Genomic DNA, 19,526 nt, shown 5'->3' with positions numbered 1-19,526 from the left:
CTACGCATCCCTCACGCAATACATCACTCCGGCACAGGTGCCTTCAGAATGCCACCCACAACACAAATTACCCAACACATTTTCAATCAGCATCCGGTCTCATTGTCTGCAAACCATTTGGCACCACACCCTGCTTAAAAATTTTCGAATTTAAGAAAAATCATTAAATCACTGCTATATGCAATCTTTGCATATAAAGACCAACTCATCTCCCGCTCATTAGAGAGTTCCGCCCCAACCATAGCATCTGATATAATTCCTACAGGTCCAGCATTCAAAAGCCATAAGTTTAAACGGATGCACCACCCTCTGCACCTAAAAAAATATTTACACCAAAGGTGTACAGCAGTTTTCAGCAGGTTGACTACACGCACGCATGCATAAACTGATAACTACTTCCTCCGCATCACATCCAACCAGAAGATTACAGATGAAGTTCTGCACCAAAAACCCAAATAACCATTCAAGTCAACTACAGATTTTTAACCCAAGTAGCCGAAGGAACTTCCTGCTCTTTTTCCACGGTCCAAAAAATTCAATTAATCAAATAGTACACTGGCCTATGATTCGAAACACGTCTGTAAAAAGAACATAAACAAAAAGAAAACCCGATCAGCCGATCAAATCACCGGCGATCACCTGTCATGAAAATAAAAGACCCGAAATCACTGGGATTCCGGGTCAGCAACCTTTAAATAAATTTAAACCTGGTTTACCGGATTACCAACTTTCCGCTGATGGATTGGGTAGCAGTCTTCAGCGTGTAGGTGAATACACCGGCAGGCAGATGGCCAATTCGGATATTTTTAGCATTGAGACCGTTGTAAGCGGCTGATAGCTCTTCGGAGAGAACAGTACGGCCAGTAAGGTCGTGAATGGTAAAGAGCGCTTTAGTACCTTGTGCCAGCTTGTATGATACGGTAATCAGGTCATGTGCCGGGTTGGGGAATACTTTTACAGAATTTCTGTCGAGCAGAAATGCATTGTCAAGACCGATATTGCCAGATTTTTCTACTTCGACAAAGATGTAAAGCACAATATCCGTATTAGGGCCCCATGAGTTAGGATCGTTAAAGGCATACCATTGACCGGTATCCCAACGCTCCCAGGCCGAACCGCCACCACAATTTCCACCGGTATGCAATATTCCCACAGTATCGTTGATGGTGCCGCCAGACACCACAATACTGGCAAAGAAATCGCCCGAATAGCTGACCGGTGTAGCAAAAGAAAACCGAGTGAATTGTCCAGAGGTATCAATATTGGATACGCTTACAGCTTCTGAAGTAGCTACGCCGGTGCCACTTGGTGAGCCACTGGTTGCATTTACGTTATAAATGATAGCATTAATATTGTCAGCTGTACCAACTATTTTCTTGGCGCCAAAAGCTACCAGCACTGAGTGAATAGTACCCAGTGTATTGGTTTGAATGCGCTGAGCTTTTTCTACATCTCCATATCCATTGGTACCGGCTACAAAACCTCCATTTGTTGACTGAAGGAGCGTAGGTCCAAGGTTACATCCAGGAAGAACATTGGCCGAAAGTGTGTCGTTGACTGCCTCGGCACCTGTACTTTTGAAGTGTTGAGTTAAATTTTGGTGGTTTTTGTAAGTGGTTTTACCTGTCTTTCTCTGCTGGCCAAAAGCTGTGAATGCGATGCAAAGGGCCAATCCAAGCGTGTAAATTTTTTTCATGTTAGATAAATTTTTACAAAACAAAGGGAAAAATTTTAAATGTGGAGATTTTTTTTCTCCATTTCGATAATTTGTATGGCATTCAGTATTCTATAGTGTTGAAATCCACTTACGACATGAAAGTTTGTATTTCGCTCGGTAAGGATTTTCAGGTGTCGTTCAAAGAGTGCTTCCCGGTCGTCAGGATTCTCGCGCTGGGGGTCATAGGTCCAGGGAAGGTCGGGATAGGTGAGCAGAACGAGGTCAAAGTGCTCGTTTTCAAAGTTTTTTTCAATGAAAGATGGCGTGTAATGGTACTTCCATTGGCTCCAGATGCAGTAAGTGATTAGTGCAGTATCGAAAAAGAGATAGCCTGAAGGAAAGCAAGTGCTGTACAGCTCCCTCCAAAATAATTGGCCTCCAGCCATTTGTGTAAGATCTTCTGCCTGGTATTGATGGTTGCGTGTCGCCAGGTAGTAACGAGCATATTCGGGGACCCAGTGACCTCCATAGTAGTGGGCGAGTCTTTTGCACAATTGGGTTTTTCCGGTTGATTCCGGACCTACAACAGCTATTTTCATTAAAGCATACCGCGTTTACCGAATTCGATGATCTCCAGATTTCTGACAGTGCCCTCAGATAGTTCAAAAAGGAGAGCTGTGCGCATCTGATGAAAACCATGATGACCGACAGCCCCGGGATTCAAATGCAGGCATTGTTTTTTTGTATCCTTGATGACCTTTAAAATGTGGGAATGCCCGCAAATGAACAAATTAGGTCTAATTTCTGGCCAAAGGTCTTTGACGCGTTTTGAATAGCGCCCCGGATAGCCCCCAATGTGTGTGATCCAGACCTTAAGACCTTCTATCTCGAAAACCTGATCTAGAGGAAAGCGCAACCTCAGTGAGGTGTCGTCAATATTGCCATACACAGCCCGAAGTTGGGGCGACAGTGCAGCCAGAGTATCGGTGACTTCTACTGATCCTATGTCGCCGGCATGCCAAACCTCGTCTGCCGTAGAGGCATATCGGCTTATGGCAGTGTCTATATAAGAGTGTGTGTCCGAAAGTAAGAATATCTTTTTGATGGTATGGAGTCGTTTACATGTACCTTTGCAAAGGTAAAGTACTGAAATCGTTGCGCTATTTTATAGAAATTGCCTACAATGGAATGGCCTTTCACGGCTGGCAGATTCAGCCAAATGCCGTAACAGTACAGCAAAGACTAAATGAGGCTCTTTCTTTGGTGCTCAGACAAAAAGTTTATGCCGTAGGAGCTGGCCGCACCGATACAGGAGTTCATGCTCTGCAGATGTTTGCACACTTTGACCTGGCTGAACGTATTCCTGATTCAAACAAAATAGTAAGATCCCTTAACGGAGTGTTATACCCCGACGTAGCAGTGAAACAAATATTTGAGGTGCCTGGGGATGCCCATGCCAGGTTCAGCGCATTGAGCCGTACTTATAAATACTTTGTCCATTATTCTCCCAATCCTTTCCTGCATCACCGCAGTTTGCTTTGGCTTTGGACTCCACTGGATCTTCAAGTTCTCAATACCTTGTGTGAACTGCTTCTCGGCGAAAAGGATTTTTCCTGTTTTGAAAAAGTAGGGGGTAGCAACAGCCACTCTTTGTGCAATGTGAGCTACGCCAACTGGAAACCTACTAAGCATGGTGCTGTATTTACTATTACGGCCAACAGGTTTCTGCGAAATATGGTGCGCGCCATCGTAGGGACCATGCTGGATGTATCCACCGGAAAACTAAAATCCCGAGACTTTGCGTGCATCTTACAAAGTGGCGACCGCAAAATAGCGGGTTCATCCGCTGCACCTTATGCACTTTATCTGACAGAAGTATGTTATCCGGATACCATTTTTTTGCATGAAAAAACAAGACAGAAATAATACATTTGATCTAACCGCCCTGCGTAAAGTCTTCAGATTCCTGGGACCTTACAAAAAGAAATTTTATGCAGGTATGGGATTGGTCATCCTGCTTTCGGTGGTCACTTCCGCCAGACCAATCCTGGTGCAAAAAGCTATTGATGACGCCATTTTGCTTTCAGATTACAGACTCCTGCTCAATTTCTCAGTGGGTATCCTGCTGCTGATGATTGCCGAAAGTATCGGACAATACTTTTATACATATCTGGCAAACTTTCTCGGTCAAAACATTATCAAGGATATAAGAGCCTCTCTTTACAAGCAATTGATGAGCTTCAGACTCTCGTTTTATGACCGAACTCCTGTAGGCAATCTCGTCACCAGATCCATCAGTGATATCGAGGTAATATCTGAAATTTTTTCAGAAGGTCTTCTGGTAATCATAGGCGATTTGCTGAAAGTTGCGGCTATGCTTTTTGCAATGTTTTATTTCATCGATTACAGACTGGTTCTGATTTCACTTTCAGTATTACCTTTATTGTACATCGCCACACGTTGGTTTCAGAAAAACATAAAAATCTCTTTTCAGCAAGTACGAAACGAAGTAGCTAATCTCAATGCCTTTGTACAGGAAAGGCTTACCGGCATGAGCATAGTACAGATCTTTGGTCGCGAAAAAGAAGAATACGAAAAGTTTAAGCGCATTAATGCCCGACATAGAGATGCCAACATTAAAGGAATCTGGTACTTTAGCATCTTTCTTCCCCTCTTGGAGCTGTTGTCAGCTGTATCCATTGCACTGGTAGTGAGTGTAGGCTCGTGGTGGGCCGTATCTGGAATGGACGTTTCACTTGGGGAGCTTACCTCCTTGATTATGTTCATCAATATGATCTTCAGACCATTGAGACAGCTGGCTGACCGTGTCAATTCCCTTCAGATGGGTATAGTGGCCTCTTCTAGAGTCTTTAACCTGCTGGATGACCAGCACGAGCCCGAAAAAGAACAAGGTAAGGTGATGCCGCCCATTAAAGGGCACATCGTATTTGACAAAGTGACTTTTGGATACAAACCAAATGAATGGGTACTTAAAGATCTGAGCTTTGAAATACCCTCAGGCACTTCGCTGGCAATAGTTGGAGCTACCGGCGCAGGAAAATCCACCATCATACAGCTTCTCTCCCGCTTCTATGAACAGCAATCAGGAAGGATTTACATAGACGGCATAGATATCAGCACAGTGTCCCTCAGCAGTTTGCGCAGCCAGATGGCCGTAGTCCTGCAGGATGTATTTCTTTTCTCAGATACCATATTGAAAAATATCACGCTGGGTCAGCAGTATGCACAAAAGGAAGTAGAAGAGGCTGCCCGCCAGATCGGTATTCTGTCCTTTATTGAATCACTGCCTGGCGGATGGAACTACAATGTAAGGGAAAGGGGAGCAACACTCAGTACCGGTCAGCGTCAGCTCATTGCCTTTCTTAGGGCTTATCTGGCCAGACCCGCCATTTTTATTTTAGATGAAGCTACTTCCAGTATTGACAGTCAAACAGAGCTCCTCGTACAGGGAGCTATTGAAAAAATCACTCAGGGCCGCACCAGCATCATCATTGCACATCGATTGAGCACCATTCAACATGCCAATAACATACTCGTACTTAAAAAAGGCAAAATAGTAGAAATGGGAACCCATCAGCAATTGATGAAAAATAATGGATACTACAGTAAATTATATGAAATTCAGTTTGCCCATATTGCAGATTAATTTAGCCGATTGTTTTGCATGAAAACAATTAAAAAAATCATCATCTTCCTAAAAAATTCTTTCATAAAAAACAAAGAGCTATTTTTATTTGGACTGTTCTCTCTTATCATCACATTCCTCCTGCCCGATACGAGAAGATTTCCCTATGATTGGAAAATAAATTCACAGTGGGAAAATCAAGATTTGTACGCCGAATTCTCTTTTGTATACCAAAGCATAAAAAAGCCGTTCAGCATCTCTCAAACACAAAATTCCGAAACATTAAAATTTTTTTACTACACTGGTGAAAAGCCCTCTGTAGATTTAAGTGGATTGAGCAACTTGATGGATGACAAACTTACCCTTGATATTAAAAAAATTGTCGGTCAGAAATATCGCTTTGTACTTGAAGACTCCGATTTTTTAGAGATTTCAGACAATTCACGTCTGTTCTTGTTTGGCCCGCGAGGAGACACAATGGAAGCTGACGCAGGTGATTTTCACAGTAAAGCCCAGGTGATAAGCTTTATACTTTCAATGCTCAGACAAAATGGTCTGGTCGATGAAACCCTATCCTCACACTTGAAAATTCAAATAAGACACAATGCATTTTTACTTCAAAAATCATCTGGGGAATCCGATATATCCTTAAGTAGAATGCAAGGAAACATTGTGATTTCTGAAGGTCAATTACTGGTAAAAAAGGGACAATTTATCGACCGAAATTTAGACGATTTGATTAAGTACTACAGAGAATTATATATCACCGGATACCCTAATGGAATAAACAAATATTGGGTGTTGCTTGGACGTTGGATTCTGGTAGCTTTTGTACTGATAATGCTCCATCAATTCTTGTTGTTTTTCAGACCGAATATTTTTGAAGACAGCTCAAAGTTACTGATGATTCTTAGTCTTGTTTTGATTTTTTTTGTTGCTACGCTTCAGGCATATCTCAAGGACAAAGATTGGATTTATTTTATCCCTTTACCAATAGTGCCAATAGTGTTAAAAGCTTTTTTTGACACAAGACTTGCATTATTCACACACTTCCTTTTGCTTTTATTGTTAGGTATTTTCCTGCACAATGTTTATTCATTTTACATTCTGCATTTTACTGCAGGAGTTTTTTCCATCATTACCGTCGAATCTATTTATAAAAGAAGTCAGCTTTTCACTTCCGTATTTAAGATTATAGCAGTGTATATTTTAATTTATTTTGCTCTTCAACTCACAAGTGGGGAGGTGTTTGAGTATGGAGTGAACAATTACATTAAACTGGTGATAAATGCCTTTTTGATTTTGCTTGCTTTTCCACTGATTTACAGTATTGAGAAAATCTTTGGGTTGATTTCCGATTTGAGTCTACTGGAGCTTTTAGATACTAATATGCCATTGCTTAAAGAATTGGCAGAAAAAGCTCCCGGCACCTTTCACCACAGCTTACAGGTATCCAATCTGGCTGAAAGTGCAGCATCTGCCATCGGTGCCAATACCTTATTGGTCCGGACGGCTGCATTGTATCACGACATCGGTAAAATGAACCACCCGCAATATTTTATCGAAAATCAAATCACAGGGTACAATCCTCATGACGAACTGTCTTTTGAAGAAAGTGCCCGTGTGATCATAGACCATGTAAAAGAAGGCATCAAAATAGCCAGAGAACGAAAACTACCCGAATCAATCATCGATTTTATACGAACCCATCACGGAACCACCAAAGTGCACTATTTTTACAAACTGTACCTGAAAAATTTCCCAAACATCACATCATCGGAGGAGCGGTTTCGATATCCCGGACCCACACCTTTCTCAAAAGAGACGGCTATACTGATGCTGGCAGACAGTGTTGAGGCATCGTGTCGTAGTCTTGCACAAGCCGGAGCAGATAAGGCGCAAATGGAAAAACAAATAGATCAGATATTTGAAAGCCTCATGGAACAAAAACAATTTGATCATGCCAACATTACCCTATCAGAAATAAGTGAAGTAAATAAAACGCTCAAAAAGAAAATAATGAACATCTATCACAATAGAATTCAATATCCTAAATAAGATTCAAGGGAGTGACTTCGTACTTCTGTTTTACATTTGTTTCTAACGAATTGCGTACTTACTCCGTTACATAATGGGTAAACGGGATAAATTGGACAGCCTGTCAATACCTCTGACCCATGATATTGGTCAATCAAGTACCGCTGAGTCGGTTCTTGATTGGATAGCCGGTTTATCCCGTGGAAATAGTAAGTCCGAAGAAGAACTTTACAAATATTCTTACAAGAAATTTTACTCGGTTGTTCTCAGATATATCCCCAATCACGACGATGCTTTAGAGGTTTTTAACACAGCAATGATTAAGGTGTTCAGGCACATCAATACACTAGAGGATTATGAAAAAGTAGAAAGCTGGATCAGAAAAGTAATTGTAAATACCGCACTAGACTCTCTAAGGGCTAATAAAAAGAACAAAGAATTTTTCCAGCCTATGGATGATGCGATCAGAAAAATAGCAGACCATAATACTGCTCCCGAAGTAGAGTATGATTACAAGTACTTAATTAACCTTGTCCATCAATTACCCGAACGCAGACGTATGGTTTTTATGCTCTTTGCTATTGAAGGATTCTCTCACAAAGAGATAGCCGAAGCACTTGGAATCACTGAGGGAAACAGCAAGCTGCTCCTTCATGAGGCGCGTAAAATGTTGCAGCAAAAGCTCAAAAAATCCAAATGAAAATCGAAAAAGATTACAACGAGCTTGACCGGTTGTTTAAAGAGGCATTTGAAAGAATATACAATAGTGCCCCTGATGAGCATTCTGCCTGGAAAAAATTTCAGAGAAAAAGAAATCGGTCGGTAATGTCCTATTTGATATTGCCTCCATTAATGATTGCTTTAGCAGGATTTTTCTATGTCTCAAATCGATTTAGCCATCACCAGGGTGATTTACACATATTAAAACCAGTAACCAACGATAAAATGGACTCTGCTCCGACAGTTACCAGCACTGAGAAAGAAATACCTATAGATATCCTCCAAAAAACATCTCAAAGCACACAAAAAAAACAGATTAAAGAAACAATTATATCCAATGTTTCGGTCGATGAAAATCCCAAGGAATGGGAAGAAATACCTCAAATTTTATCCCATCCAGATGTAACTGATGCATCAAAACATATCGAAGCAGTTCAGAGAATGACAGAATTTCATCAAAACACCTTAGGATTACGAAATATGATTGCCGATTATCAATCGAGTGGCAATACATACGGAAAGAAATTTTCAGTAAATCTTTCATTGGGCTATATGCTGCACAATCACTTTATCGATGGAGGTAATTTTATGGGAGGCAATCATCCCGGTTTAGGCGTACAATTCTCAGGTGTCCTTCGAAAAAATATCCGATGGAACACAGGATTCAGATATGTCCACAGAGGCAATCAAGATCTCAATATTTTTTCAAAGACAAGAGAAATATACGATGTAGAACAAATAAATATTTACACACTCTATGTACAAAGTACCTATTGGCTTGAAATTCCACTTGGCATTCAATATTATTTGAATAACAGCAGAACCTATATTGGAGGTGCATTTACTGCAGATATCCTGCTATACCAGTCAGCCATTTTAGGAATGAAAACACAGATTCCCTCTCTTAATGTCGAGACTGATGAAAGAAGAAAAAGAGCATCAAACTACGATGCAGGGATTCCCGGGATCAATCCTGGTTTCAGGACTGAGCTGGGCTGGATAATTTCTGAAAAAAACTCTATAGAGATATTCACGAAGTTAAGCCCATATGGCGGTGTACAAAATGCCAATATAGACAGATTTTACGGTTGGGATATAGGATTCGAATGGAAATATTATTTTTAAATTTTTGTGAGAAAAATAACTTTGTACATAGTACTGGCTTTTTTAGCCAATTCTTGTTCCAAAAAAGATAGTTTGCCTGATTACGCTTTTGTAATACCCTTGTATTTAAAATGGAACATCAATGGAATTGAATATGAATACCGGGTCGGAGAAAATGCAATGTTTTCCAGAAGTTTTGTTCTCATCAACTCAGACGGAAATCGGAAATTTGTGTATGAATTGCACCTGGATGGAAATGAATTTTTCAGAATCACTTTCTTTAGTAAAAAAAACACCGAACGACCAGAAAAAGATTTGGTACACCTACTAAATTCTTCTGAAGGGCTACCCTTTAAAACCTCCTCCGGAAACCATCCCGGAAGTGTACTTATCGAAATGTTTGCCAGTGAGCAACTGACCAAATCCACAGAAATAGCTTTAAATGAAGATAAAAAATTACTTACCATATCATTGAGAGACTTTACAGTTTCTGAAAAAAAATATATTGAAGCTGAAATACGCTTTTCCTGTTTCCTCATTTCAGTAAATGATTCGTCCCTAGCTGAAATTACAAACGGAGAGGGGCTGATTGCATTTCGATACAAATAGTTTCCTTAACATTTTTTTGAAAGGAAATGCTATCGAGAACACAGTACTTTAGCACCTTAATTACAAGGCAATGAAAGGAATGGCAAAGTTTGTGGGGGTTGCCGTAGCGCTCTTGATGTTACTTTGGATTGTGTGGAACCTCTTCAATAAAAAAGATGATTTGGAAAGACTTAAAAAAGATTACACCATTCACATAGAAGATACAGCCTCAATAACCAGGATTATAATCAGTGACAAAACACCCCAATCAGTCACCTTGGTACGCGATGGAAATGTGTGGCGAACGGGTTCCGGAGAACTAACCAGAAAAGATGCTATTGAAACATTGCTCGAAACCCTGTACAGGGTACGCCTCAAAAATTTCGTTCCGGAATCCGCACGAGACAATGTGCTGAAACGTATGGCTAGCGCAGGCAAAGAAGTTAAAGTATATGCTGGAAATAAATTAATTAGACATTTTTACGTGGGCACTGAAACAATGGATGAAATGGGCACCTATATGATGCTCAAAAATGGAAAAAATCCGTATGCCATGTTTATACCTGGATTTAATGGGTTCTTATCTACACGCTTTTTTGCAAACGAAGCACTTTGGATTAAAAAAATTATTTGGGGGTTTGACAACCTGGAAATCTCAAAAGTAAAATACGTTAACTACGATCAACCTCAGGAATCTTTTGAATTGGTTGTCAAGGAAGACGGTTTCCTTCTCACGGATCGAACCGGAAAGACGGCTGTAGCTGATACAATCAAAAGTGCTGTTTACCTGGGTGGTTTTAGGGTTGTAGAATACGAAGGAGTTATTCTGCCTCAGGACCCTATCTACAATAGGCAGGATTCATTAAAAGCGTCAGTACCTGCCTTTGAAATCACCGTCTGGAAATCCAATGGATATTGGAGAAAACTCACAACCTATCACATCAAAGCAAGTGAAGAATCAGAGGAATTTTATACCAACTTAGGTAAGTATGATCCTGACAGACTGCATGCATATATCACTGACCAAACTGGAAAAGAGCGTTTTGTACTCGTTCAATACTATGGTTTAGCACCCGTGCTCAGAACCTTCAACGATTTGAAAAAAAGTTGAACCTGCATGCTAAATAAAATGTTATGCATGCATATAAATTTTAATTTTTTAAACATCAACATTACCTTCGCAACCAACTTGACATCAAAAATAAGCAATAATGAAAGTACTTGTCTGCATTAGTCATGTGCCCGATACAACCTCTAAAATAAATTTTACCAACAACAATACGGAGTTTGATAAATCCGGAATTACCTTTATAATAAATCCCTACGACGAATTTGGCCTTACCAGGGCCATTTGGTTGCAGGAAAAGCAAGGTGCCCATATCACGGTAATTAATGTCGGTACATCTGAAACCGAACCCACGCTCCGAAAAGCACTGGCCATAGGAGCAAATGATGCTATACGAATAGATGCTGAGCCAACTGATGCCTGGTTTGTCGCATCACAGATAGCCGCTCAGGCAAAAGAGGGAGGATATGACCTGATCATCGGTGGAAGAGAATCGATTGACTACAACGGCTCTCAAGTCCCGGGAATGGTTGCTGCCATGTTGGGAGTACCGTTTGTAAATGCGTGTGTGGGGTTGGAAGTAGATGGCGGAAAAGCCACTGTAATTAGAGAAATCGATGGGGGAAAGGAAAAAAGTATTATATCTCTACCTGCCGTAATTGCCGGTCAGAAAGGACTTGTAGAAGAAAGCGACCTTAGAATACCAAATATGAGAGGCATAATGCAGGCAAGAACCAAACCTCTCAAAGTGGTTGCACCAGTTGAAAGCGAGCGTAAAACCAAAGCTGTTTTATTCGAAAAACCAGCCTCAAAAGCATCTGTAAAACTGGTCGATCCAGATAATATCGAAGAGTTGGTCCGCCTGCTTCATGAAGAAGCCAAAGTAATTTAAATTTAAAAAAATTTTTGTCATGAGTGTACTAGTGTATGTAGAAACCTGGGAAGGAAAATTGAAAAAAGCTTCCTACGAAGCCGCCTCATACGGCGCAAGACTTGCAAGCAGACTGGGGACAGATGCCTACGCAATTGTTCTAAATGCCTCTGATGACGCATCAGTACTGGGCAAATACGGAATAAAAAAAACATTTTCTGTAAAAGGGGAGCATTTCCAGCATTTTCACAATTATAAATATGTAGAGGCCATTGCTCATGTGGCAGAACAAATTCAGGCTAAAGCCTTGGTATTGTCAGGAACATTTACAGGAAAGATGGTGGCACCCCTACTTGCCGTAAAAATCAATGCAGCATTGATAACCAACGTGGTAAGTGACCCTCAAGAAGTCACCCCTCTGACCGTAAAGAGAAGTGCATTTTCGAATAAGGGTTTTGTATACTATGAAAGTCAGTCTGAAGTAAATATTCTTTCCATTTTACCAAATGCCCTTGGCGTTTCCGAATCAACAGGCCAGGGAGAAGTAGAAGAAATTGTCCACACCCCGGAAACAAACATTGAAATACAAATTGTTGAAATTGATAAAGTAAAAGGAAAAGTACCACTGCCTGAGGCTGAAATTGTGGTATCTGCTGGAAGAGGATTAAAATCTCCTGATAACTGGGGGATGATTGAAGAACTTGCAGAAGCATTAGGTGCAAGTACAGCGTGTTCAAAACCTGTGAGCGATATGCACTGGAGACCTCACAGCGAACACGTAGGCCAGACGGGTATTACCATTAATCCTCAGCTGTACATCGCCATAGGTATTTCAGGTGCCATACAGCATTTAGCCGGAGTCAGTGGTTCAAAGACCATCGTCGTCATCAACAGCGATCCGGAAGCACCGTTTTTTAAAGCTGCAGATTATGGAGTCGTGGGCGATGCTTTTAAAGTAGTACCTGCATTGACAGAGGCAATAAGAAAATTTAAAGCCCAATAATGTTGACGTAATTTTGCACCCATGACAAAGGTGCAACTTTATCTGAAAGGTCTGTCGTATAGTCAGACTCAATCCGGTGCCTATGCGCTCGTATTGGGCGAAGATGTTCAAAATAGACGCCTTCCTATTATCATCGGAGGATTTGAGGCACAGAGCATTGCAATGGCCGTGGAGTATGAAATGGCCGTGCCCCGACCCCTCACCCATGATTTGTTCAAATCATTCGCTGAGACATTTGGAATAGAAATTACAGAAGTAGTCATCCATAAACTTGAAGAGGGGATTTTTTATGCATATATCGTTTGCCATCAAGGTGATCAGGAAGTTTTGATCGATTCAAGACCTTCAGATGCAGTTGCCCTTGCTATCAGATTCAATTGCCCGATTTACACAACCGAGGAAATTCTTGAAAAGGCAGGTGTAGTTTTGGAAAACCCCGAGCAATCCAATAGACCAATTCATACTGACAAAACTTCAACCAATGAACCTGAGAAAAAGACATCTTTGACCAATAAAACCACAGAACAACTGAAAAAAATGCTACAAAAAGCCGTAGAAACAGAAGACTATGAATTAGCAGCGCGTATACGAGATGAGATGAACAGGCGGGAACAAAAAAATAATTATTAACTAGTTAATATTGCCTGTTTAATCTCTGAACAAAATAATGAATACAAAGACAAGACTACTCCTGACCGTAATCCTGTTTTTTTTACTCCATTTTGCTTACTGCTTTGCTCAGTCTGCTGAGGTGCAGTTGGACTCTTTAGATGGCCATACTGAGGGTTTGCTGATCAATATGTCAGAAAATATTCCAGCAGAACGGCCTGTTGTTTCAGAGAATAACAATCTGTCGTCGGCCATACGAACATTCAATACCGGAAGCTTTTCACTTCAATCGCTACTGAGAGGTATACTTGGGCTTACGGTCCTTTTGATAATTGGCGCTTTGATTTCAAAAGACCGGAAACAAATCAATTGGTGGTTGATTGGCAAAGGCCTGGCAATTCAAATTCTGATTGCCATTTCAGTGCTTAAGTTAGTATGGGTTCAAAATGTTGTAAACTTCATCAGTCAAAAGTTTGTGTTGTTGCTCTCTTTTACCCAAAACGGGGCACGGTTTCTATTTGGGAGCATCATCGAAAATACCGAATCATTTGGGTTCATATTTGCATTTCAGGTGCTGCCTACAGTGATATTCTTTTCAGCTTTGACCAGTTTGCTTTTTTACTATGGTATTCTTCAAAAAGTTGTGTATGCCTTCGCCTGGTTTATGAAATACACTCTTAGGCTCAGTGGAGCTGAGAGCTTATCTGCCGCAGGAAATATTTTTCTTGGTCAAACCGAGTCACCACTTCTGGTCAAACCCTATCTGAGCAAAATGACGCGTTCGGAATTGCTTTGTGTAATGACAGGAGGAATGGCTACCATAGCAGGAGGAGTACTTGCAGCATATATTGGATTTTTGGGAGGAAATGACCCGGAAATGCAGGTTTTTTTTGCAAAACATCTCATCACAGCTTCCGTAATGGCTGCTCCAGGGGCAATTGTCGCATCGAAGCTCTTATTACCTGAAACAGAAAAATTCTCAGAAGAAATGCACATAGAGCAGAACAAAATTGGCTCCAACGCTCTCGAAGCCATTGCAAACGGAACTACAGATGGTTTGAAGCTGGCTGTAAATGTGGCAGCGATGCTGTTGGTATTTATTTCTTTAATAGCCCTTATGAACTACATTTTGATGAATGCAGTTGGGGAATTGGCCGGTATCAATGAGGCGATTAAAACACTTACCAAAGGGCAATATCAAGGCTTATCCTTGCAATTTATTCTTGGGTACATTTTGGCTCCCCTGACCTGGCTTATGGGAGTAAATGGCACAGACATCGTGCTGGTTGGACAGCTATTGGGCGAAAAATCCATTTTGAACGAATTTGTTGCTTATGTTTCGATGAGTCAAATCATTCAGTCTGGCGGATTTGTCGATCCAAAGTCCATCATCATTGCTACATACATTCTGTGTGGTTTCGCGAATTTTGCAAGCATCGGCATTCAAATTGGCGGCATCGGCTCATTGGCTCCAAACAGGAAAAGTGATCTGAGCAGACTCGGAATATATGCACTCATTGGTGGCAATATGGCCTCTATGTTCACCGCTATTATTGTAGGTGTGCTGATATAAAATTCGTATTCATCAAATCATCGGTATAGCCCGGTAGAATCAATGTAATTCCACACTTTGTGATGAAGTAAAAACCTGATGTCTTTCTTTTTTTTAAGACAATCCCTGATATAGGTTGAAGAAATGTCGATTAAAGGTGCTTTTTCGAAGAATACGCCTAGTTCAGCCTCATCTGCATCTAACCGTATGTAGGGCCTTGGGTATATGTAAATTTGATGTTTACTGATTACTTCTTCATACAAATGCCATTTTTTAATACTTTTTACATTATCAGCACCCATAAGCAATACAAATTCCGTTTCGGGATATCTGTCTTTAAGAGCTTTTAAAGTAGTGGCCGAATATGATGGCTTGGGAAGCGTGAATTCAATGTCGGATACTTTTATTCCGCTTATTCCATCCAAAGCTAGTTGAGCCATGTAAAGCCTTTGGCGGTCGTCAGCGATTGTTTCTTTTATTTTAAAAGGGCTTCTGGGGCTTAAAATCAGCCAAACTTCATACAGATCGGTTTCATTGTAAAAGTATTGAGCAATAATCAGATGCCCGATATGAATTGGGTTAAAAGTACCGAAGTACAATCCAATTTTTTTCATTTTCTGATTTCAAGAAATTCTTCTGTTAATTTTTCTGCCAAGCGTAAAGCAGCATCGAGATTTTCATTTACAATTATCGCATCAAAATAACTTTTGTATTTCAACTCTCTAGACGCCTTTTCAATTCTTTGCTTTAGCTTTTCCGGCGTTTCGGTATTTCTTTCCATCAATCTTTTTTTCAACTCTTCAATTGAAGGCGGCTCTATGAAAACTGCCAATGCATTGTTGCCAAATTTTGATTTCAAATTTAGCCCACCGATCACGTCAATGTCAAATATCACTGATTTATTTTTTTTAAAAATCCTTTCAATTTCACTTTTTAATGTTCCGTAATATGTCTGGGTATATACCTCCTCCCACTCAGCAAATTCGTCATTTTTGACTTTTTCAAGAAATGCTTCTTTGGATAGAAAGTAATAATCTCTGCCATCTACTTCCTGAGCTCTGGGCTGTCTGCTGGTTGCAGAGATCGAAAATTCCAGGTGATCCGGATATTTATTGAGTAAATGTCGTACAATCGTGGTTTTCCCAGCTCCCGATGGGGCAGAAAATATGAGAAGCTTTTTCAAGGTTTTGGTTTCTTGGTTTTACAATACATTCAAAACTTGCTCTTTGATTTTCTCAAGCTCATCTTTCATCTGAACTACTATTTTTTGGATTTCAGCGTGATTGGCCTTGGCACCAAGAGTATTAATTTCTCTTCCCATTTCCTGAGCAATAAAATTGAGTTTGCGGCCGCAAGAAGCTTCATTTTCCATGGTCGTTTCAAAGTAATTCAAATGACTCGCAAGTCTGACTTTTTCCTCAGTGAAGTCCATTTTCTCGAGATAATAGATGAGTTCTTGCTCAAAACGGTTGGTGTCGAAAGAACACTCATCGCCCAGAGATTTTAGATTGCTCATTAGTTTACTGCGCACGTGAGCAATACGGGATTGTTCATAAGGTTCAATCTGACTCAGGAGCTTTTTAATTTCTCCCAAAGCCCTTTGAAATTCAGTTTTTAAACTTTGACCCTCTTCCTTGCGATGCGTTATTACAGATGATACACATTGAAAAATTTCACTTTCAATCAGAAAAATTTCATCAGTGCTGAAATCTTCGGAAATAGGCGAACTAAACAAATCGGGCATGCGCAGTGCAGCAAGCAGCGGATCTGAGTGGATGCTTTGACTTTCCGAAAGTTTTTTAAAATACGAAACGTATTTAAGCAATGTTTTTTCGTCAAATGGAAGATAATCAAAACAGTTTTCGGCATATATTGCCACATCTACCTTACCCCTTTCGAGAGCAGAGGACATGATTTTTCGAATAGTAGGTTCAAGGGGTCTGAATTCGGGAGGTATCCTTAGAGTGAGATCTAATTGTTTGCTGTTTAAGGTTTTAATTTCAATAGTATAGTTCTTATTTTTTACTTGAAAAGAGTGTTTGCCGAAGCCTGTCATTGAAAACACGGGCATGTTTGCTGAATTTTTAGAGGGCAAAGGTATGGTTTTCAATCGGGCCAGATACGAGCATGTAGTGTAGACCTACTTTTTGTTGATATTCAGGTAGATAAATTTTTGACCTCGCAGATAAAATTTTGTGTAAACCTATTTAATTTACTCAGGACCTGTGCTATTTCGAATATTTCTATATCTTGCGACTGAAAATTTTGAAAGAAGGTTATGACATTTTTGGCACTTGATACAAATTTTTCCATTCCACTGAAGAATCCCGTTCTAATATTCTCTCTCATTTTATTCATTATATTATTTGCACCGCTACTACTCAACAAAATCAGAATTCCTCATTTAATAGGATTAATTATAGCAGGTGCATTAATAGGTCCTAATGGGTTTTACATTATGGATCGTGATAGCAGCATTATTTTATTTGGTAATGCCGGCTTGTTGTACATAATGTTTTTGGCGGGTCTTGAAATAGATCTGGCAGAATTTAAAAAGAACAGTGGAAAAAGCCTTGTTTTTGGACTGCTTACTTTTTCGATTCCAATGATTTTGGGGATTTTTTCGGGCCAATACATATTGAAATTTTCATTAATGACCTCTGTGTTGCTCGCCAGCATGTATGCCTCGCACACTTTACTTACTTATCCTTTAATCAGCAAATTTGGAATTACAAAAAACAGAGCGGTAAACATTACGGTTGGAGGTACGGTGATTACTGACACGATGGCTCTCTTGGTGTTGGCAGTAATAGCTGGTATGGCTACCGGCAATGTGGATGAAAGCTTTTGGTATCGGTTGATCATATCAGTAATAATTTTTGGCACCGTTGTACTAGTTGGATTTCCTATTCTTGCCAGATGGTTTTTTAAAAACTTCGATGACAGTATTTCCCAATACATTTTTGTGCTGGCTCTGTTGTTCCTCGGTGCATTTGCTGCAGAGGTTGCAGGACTTGAAGCAATTATAGGGGCCTTTTTAGTGGGTTTAGCCCTTAACAAATTAATTCCTCATACCTCTCCTTTAATGAATAGAATCGAATTCGTAGGAAACGCACTTTTTATTCCTTTTTTTCTTATTGGAGTCGGGATGCTTATTGATTACCGGGTATTTTTTCACGGGTATGAAACACTACTTGTAGCAGCGGTAATGATAGTTGCTGCCACTTCTTCAAAATTTCTAGCTGCTTTCCTGACTCAAAAGATTTTTGGTTTTTCAAAAGACGAGCGCTTGGTCATTTTTGGATTGTCCAATGCTCAGGCAGCTGCCACACTTGCCGCTGTTTTGGTGGGGTACAATATCATTCTCAATGTAGAAGAAATCAAAGCTGCCGAGGCAATTGGTGAAGTAATAGAGCCCGTCCGGCTTTTAAACGACAGCGTATTGAACGGTACAATTTTGATGATTCTCGTCACTTGCACTATCGCTTCATTTGCAGCACAGAAAGGAGCGCAGGCACTCGCTTTAAAAGAAATGAGCAATGAAGAAAGCGATGAACAGACAGAAGAAGAAGAGCGTATACTCATAGCCTCTCATCAGGAAAAACAAGTTGAAGAATTAGTTCAGCTGGCACTTTTAATTAAATCTCCCAAAAATAAATCGGGTCTGTATGGGCTCACTGTAGTTGAAGAGTATGGAGATGAGATTACGGATAAAGCAGCAAAAAGAATTCTTGAAAAAGCGGTAATTACTGCATCCGGGGCTGACGTCAGGCTGCAAGACATTTTGCGATATGACGTAAATGTTGTTAATGCCATTACGGGAACGATAAAAGAAAAGAAAATAACCGAACTGATACTCGGACTAAATCCCCAGAAAGGCCTGTCCAAAAATTTCCTTGGAAACCTGACAGAAGGAATCCTGGCAAAAAACAACGTCACCACACTTATCTATAAACCTGCACAACCATTAGCAACCATCAAACGACATTTGGTCGTAGTGCCCGATAAAGCAGAAAAAGAAATAGGGTTTTTATTTTGGATGTATAAGATATGGAACATTTCAAAAAACTCAGGAGCCAAAGTTGTATTTTATTCCACCGAAAACACCTCCAAAATCATTAAAAGTATCAACGAGCGCCAACCTATCAATTGCGAATTTAATGTATTTGATGACTGGGATGACTTTCTGATATTATCCAGGGATGTAAGGATAGATGATAATATAATTATTCAATTGAGCCGCCCTCACAAGCCTTCTTACCAACTCAACATGGTGAAGGTGCCTCATTATCTCAATAAATATTTCATGCAAAACAACTTTATACTGGTGTATCCAATCCAATATATTACCGAGCATTCAGAAAACCTGGATTTGAAAAATCCTTCGATGACTGACTCAATTGAAAAATTGGATGACCTGGGGAAAACAATAGCCAAAATATTCAAGTTCAAATAAATAACCTCATATTCTGCAACGGGTTGCCAAGGTATTTCTCTTCTTGGTCATTAATGATTTCTAAATAAAAAAGTTTTTTGTAAAAATAGTATTGTGGAGTATTGCCAGTTTGAATTATACATCTTTACCTTTGCAGCCCGTTTTTTTAGAAGCGGGTAGTTCTTTGGAGAGGCGAATTGGGAGGCGAGAAGGCAAAAGAAGTGTTAAACAGGAATAT

At 40.1% G+C, this 19,526-nt stretch carries 18 protein-coding genes; 12 read left to right on the top strand and 6 right to left on the bottom strand.

The annotated features are described in order from the left end of the window. Nucleotides 1–712 precede the first annotated feature (712 nt). From DES35_RS09785 to DES35_RS09775, 3 genes are read right to left on the bottom strand one after another with little or no spacing between them, the layout of a single operon-like run. Entirely contained in the window at nt 713–1,696 is a 984-nt protein-coding gene (locus tag DES35_RS09785) for a T9SS type A sorting domain-containing protein (RefSeq protein WP_037359962.1), read from the bottom strand. 35 nt (nt 1,697–1,731) lie between these two features. Continuing rightward, a complete protein-coding gene (locus DES35_RS09780) occupies nt 1,732–2,256 on the bottom strand; it encodes an AAA family ATPase (protein ID WP_051889390.1) in 525 nt (174 codons plus the stop codon). Continuing rightward, nucleotides 2,256–2,753 carry a metallophosphoesterase family protein gene (locus DES35_RS09775; protein WP_307718910.1) on the bottom strand — a complete coding sequence of 166 codons (498 nt, stop codon included), beginning with the start codon at nt 2,751–2,753 and terminating at the stop codon, nt 2,256–2,258. Before DES35_RS09775 ends, DES35_RS09780 begins: the two co-directional genes overlap by 1 nt. Nucleotides 2,754–2,779: 26 nt before the next feature. On the opposite strand from DES35_RS09775, the gene truA reads away from it, so the two are divergent. The 11 genes from truA (at nt 2,780) to DES35_RS09720 (ending at nt 14,874) form a co-directional block, all read left to right on the top strand. Beyond that, complete coding sequence (gene truA, locus DES35_RS09770; RefSeq protein ID WP_051889391.1) at nt 2,780–3,583, top strand: tRNA pseudouridine(38-40) synthase TruA; 804 nt, start codon at nt 2,780–2,782, stop codon at nt 3,581–3,583. Continuing rightward, entirely contained in the window at nt 3,561–5,324 is a 1,764-nt protein-coding gene (locus tag DES35_RS09765; RefSeq protein WP_114366472.1) for an ABC transporter ATP-binding protein, read from the top strand. The genes truA and DES35_RS09765 overlap by 23 nt, the downstream gene beginning before the upstream one ends. Before the next feature lie 18 nt (nt 5,325–5,342). Then, nucleotides 5,343–7,361, top strand: coding sequence for an HD family phosphohydrolase (locus DES35_RS09760; RefSeq protein WP_114366471.1), 2,019 nt, complete (start codon nt 5,343–5,345; stop codon nt 7,359–7,361). A 91-nt stretch (nt 7,362–7,452) separates the two neighbouring features. After that, nucleotides 7,453–8,040, top strand: coding sequence for an RNA polymerase sigma factor (locus DES35_RS09755; RefSeq protein ID WP_160171997.1), 588 nt, complete (start codon nt 7,453–7,455; stop codon nt 8,038–8,040). Beyond that, nucleotides 8,037–9,185, top strand: coding sequence for a hypothetical protein (locus tag DES35_RS09750; protein WP_037359971.1), 1,149 nt, complete (start codon nt 8,037–8,039; stop codon nt 9,183–9,185). Before DES35_RS09755 ends, DES35_RS09750 begins: the two co-directional genes overlap by 4 nt. Nucleotides 9,186–9,191: 6 nt before the next feature. Next, nucleotides 9,192–9,773 carry a hypothetical protein gene (locus DES35_RS09745; RefSeq protein WP_125039458.1) on the top strand — a complete coding sequence of 194 codons (582 nt, stop codon included), beginning with the start codon at nt 9,192–9,194 and terminating at the stop codon, nt 9,771–9,773. A gap of 79 nt (nt 9,774–9,852) precedes the next feature. Continuing rightward, nucleotides 9,853–10,863, top strand: coding sequence for a hypothetical protein (locus DES35_RS09740; protein WP_125039457.1), 1,011 nt, complete (start codon nt 9,853–9,855; stop codon nt 10,861–10,863). Between the two features lie 100 nt (nt 10,864–10,963). Continuing rightward, nucleotides 10,964–11,710 carry an electron transfer flavoprotein subunit beta/FixA family protein gene (locus DES35_RS09735; protein ID WP_114366469.1) on the top strand — a complete coding sequence of 249 codons (747 nt, stop codon included), beginning with the start codon at nt 10,964–10,966 and terminating at the stop codon, nt 11,708–11,710. A 19-nt stretch (nt 11,711–11,729) separates the two neighbouring features. After that, on the top strand, nt 11,730–12,692 hold the full coding sequence (locus tag DES35_RS09730; RefSeq protein WP_037359979.1) for an electron transfer flavoprotein subunit alpha/FixB family protein: 963 nt from the start codon (nt 11,730–11,732) through the stop codon (nt 12,690–12,692). A 21-nt stretch (nt 12,693–12,713) separates the two neighbouring features. Then, complete coding sequence (locus DES35_RS09725; RefSeq protein ID WP_037359981.1) at nt 12,714–13,322, top strand: bifunctional nuclease family protein; 609 nt, start codon at nt 12,714–12,716, stop codon at nt 13,320–13,322. A 37-nt stretch (nt 13,323–13,359) separates the two neighbouring features. Next, entirely contained in the window at nt 13,360–14,874 is a 1,515-nt protein-coding gene (locus tag DES35_RS09720) for a NupC/NupG family nucleoside CNT transporter (RefSeq protein WP_235183088.1), read from the top strand. A 17-nt stretch (nt 14,875–14,891) separates the two neighbouring features. On the opposite strand, the gene nadD is transcribed toward DES35_RS09720, so the two are convergent. The 3 genes from nadD to DES35_RS09705 are packed head-to-tail and all read right to left on the bottom strand — an operon-like array spanning nt 14,892 to nt 16,924. Further along, on the bottom strand, nt 14,892–15,467 hold the full coding sequence (gene nadD, locus DES35_RS09715; protein ID WP_037359983.1) for a nicotinate (nicotinamide) nucleotide adenylyltransferase: 576 nt from the start codon (nt 15,465–15,467) through the stop codon (nt 14,892–14,894). Then, nucleotides 15,464–16,036, bottom strand: coding sequence for a guanylate kinase (gene gmk / locus DES35_RS09710; protein WP_037359984.1), 573 nt, complete (start codon nt 16,034–16,036; stop codon nt 15,464–15,466). The genes nadD and gmk overlap by 4 nt, the downstream gene beginning before the upstream one ends. Nucleotides 16,037–16,054: 18 nt before the next feature. Continuing rightward, nucleotides 16,055–16,924 carry a YicC/YloC family endoribonuclease gene (locus DES35_RS09705; RefSeq protein WP_037359986.1) on the bottom strand — a complete coding sequence of 290 codons (870 nt, stop codon included), beginning with the start codon at nt 16,922–16,924 and terminating at the stop codon, nt 16,055–16,057. A 207-nt stretch (nt 16,925–17,131) separates the two neighbouring features. Between DES35_RS09705 and DES35_RS09700 the strand changes: the two genes are divergently transcribed. Continuing rightward, nucleotides 17,132–19,309 carry a cation:proton antiporter gene (locus tag DES35_RS09700; RefSeq protein ID WP_037359988.1) on the top strand — a complete coding sequence of 726 codons (2,178 nt, stop codon included), beginning with the start codon at nt 17,132–17,134 and terminating at the stop codon, nt 19,307–19,309. Nucleotides 19,310–19,526: the final 217 nt, after the last annotated feature.

Source organism: Schleiferia thermophila, assembly GCF_003337435.1.
In the GTDB taxonomy this organism is placed as follows: domain Bacteria; phylum Bacteroidota; class Bacteroidia; order Flavobacteriales; family Schleiferiaceae; genus Schleiferia; species Schleiferia thermophila.
This window is presented reverse-complemented; position numbering and strand designations above follow the sequence as displayed.

Bases quoted from the DNA above. Each gene is read 5' to 3' on its own strand.
- DES35_RS09785 (WP_037359962.1), bottom strand. From the start codon at position 1,696: ATGAAAAAAATTTACACGCTTGGATTGGCCCTTTGCATCGCATTCACA.
- DES35_RS09780 (WP_051889390.1), bottom strand. From the start codon at position 2,256: ATGAAAATAGCTGTTGTAGGTCCGGAATCAACCGGAAAAACCCAATTG.
- truA (WP_051889391.1), top strand. From the start codon at position 2,780: ATGTACCTTTGCAAAGGTAAAGTACTGAAATCGTTGCGCTATTTTATA.
- DES35_RS09765 (WP_114366472.1), top strand. From the start codon at position 3,561: ATGAAAAAACAAGACAGAAATAATACATTTGATCTAACCGCCCTGCGT.
- DES35_RS09760 (WP_114366471.1), top strand. From the start codon at position 5,343: ATGAAAACAATTAAAAAAATCATCATCTTCCTAAAAAATTCTTTCATA.
- DES35_RS09750 (WP_037359971.1), top strand. From the start codon at position 8,037: ATGAAAATCGAAAAAGATTACAACGAGCTTGACCGGTTGTTTAAAGAG.
- DES35_RS09740 (WP_125039457.1), top strand. From the start codon at position 9,853: ATGGCAAAGTTTGTGGGGGTTGCCGTAGCGCTCTTGATGTTACTTTGG.
- DES35_RS09735 (WP_114366469.1), top strand. From the start codon at position 10,964: ATGAAAGTACTTGTCTGCATTAGTCATGTGCCCGATACAACCTCTAAA.
- DES35_RS09730 (WP_037359979.1), top strand. From the start codon at position 11,730: ATGAGTGTACTAGTGTATGTAGAAACCTGGGAAGGAAAATTGAAAAAA.
- DES35_RS09725 (WP_037359981.1), top strand. From the start codon at position 12,714: ATGACAAAGGTGCAACTTTATCTGAAAGGTCTGTCGTATAGTCAGACT.
- DES35_RS09720 (WP_235183088.1), top strand. From the start codon at position 13,360: ATGAATACAAAGACAAGACTACTCCTGACCGTAATCCTGTTTTTTTTA.
- nadD (WP_037359983.1), bottom strand. From the start codon at position 15,467: ATGAAAAAAATTGGATTGTACTTCGGTACTTTTAACCCAATTCATATC.
- DES35_RS09705 (WP_037359986.1), bottom strand. From the start codon at position 16,924: ATGCCCGTGTTTTCAATGACAGGCTTCGGCAAACACTCTTTTCAAGTA.
- DES35_RS09700 (WP_037359988.1), top strand. From the start codon at position 17,132: ATGACATTTTTGGCACTTGATACAAATTTTTCCATTCCACTGAAGAAT.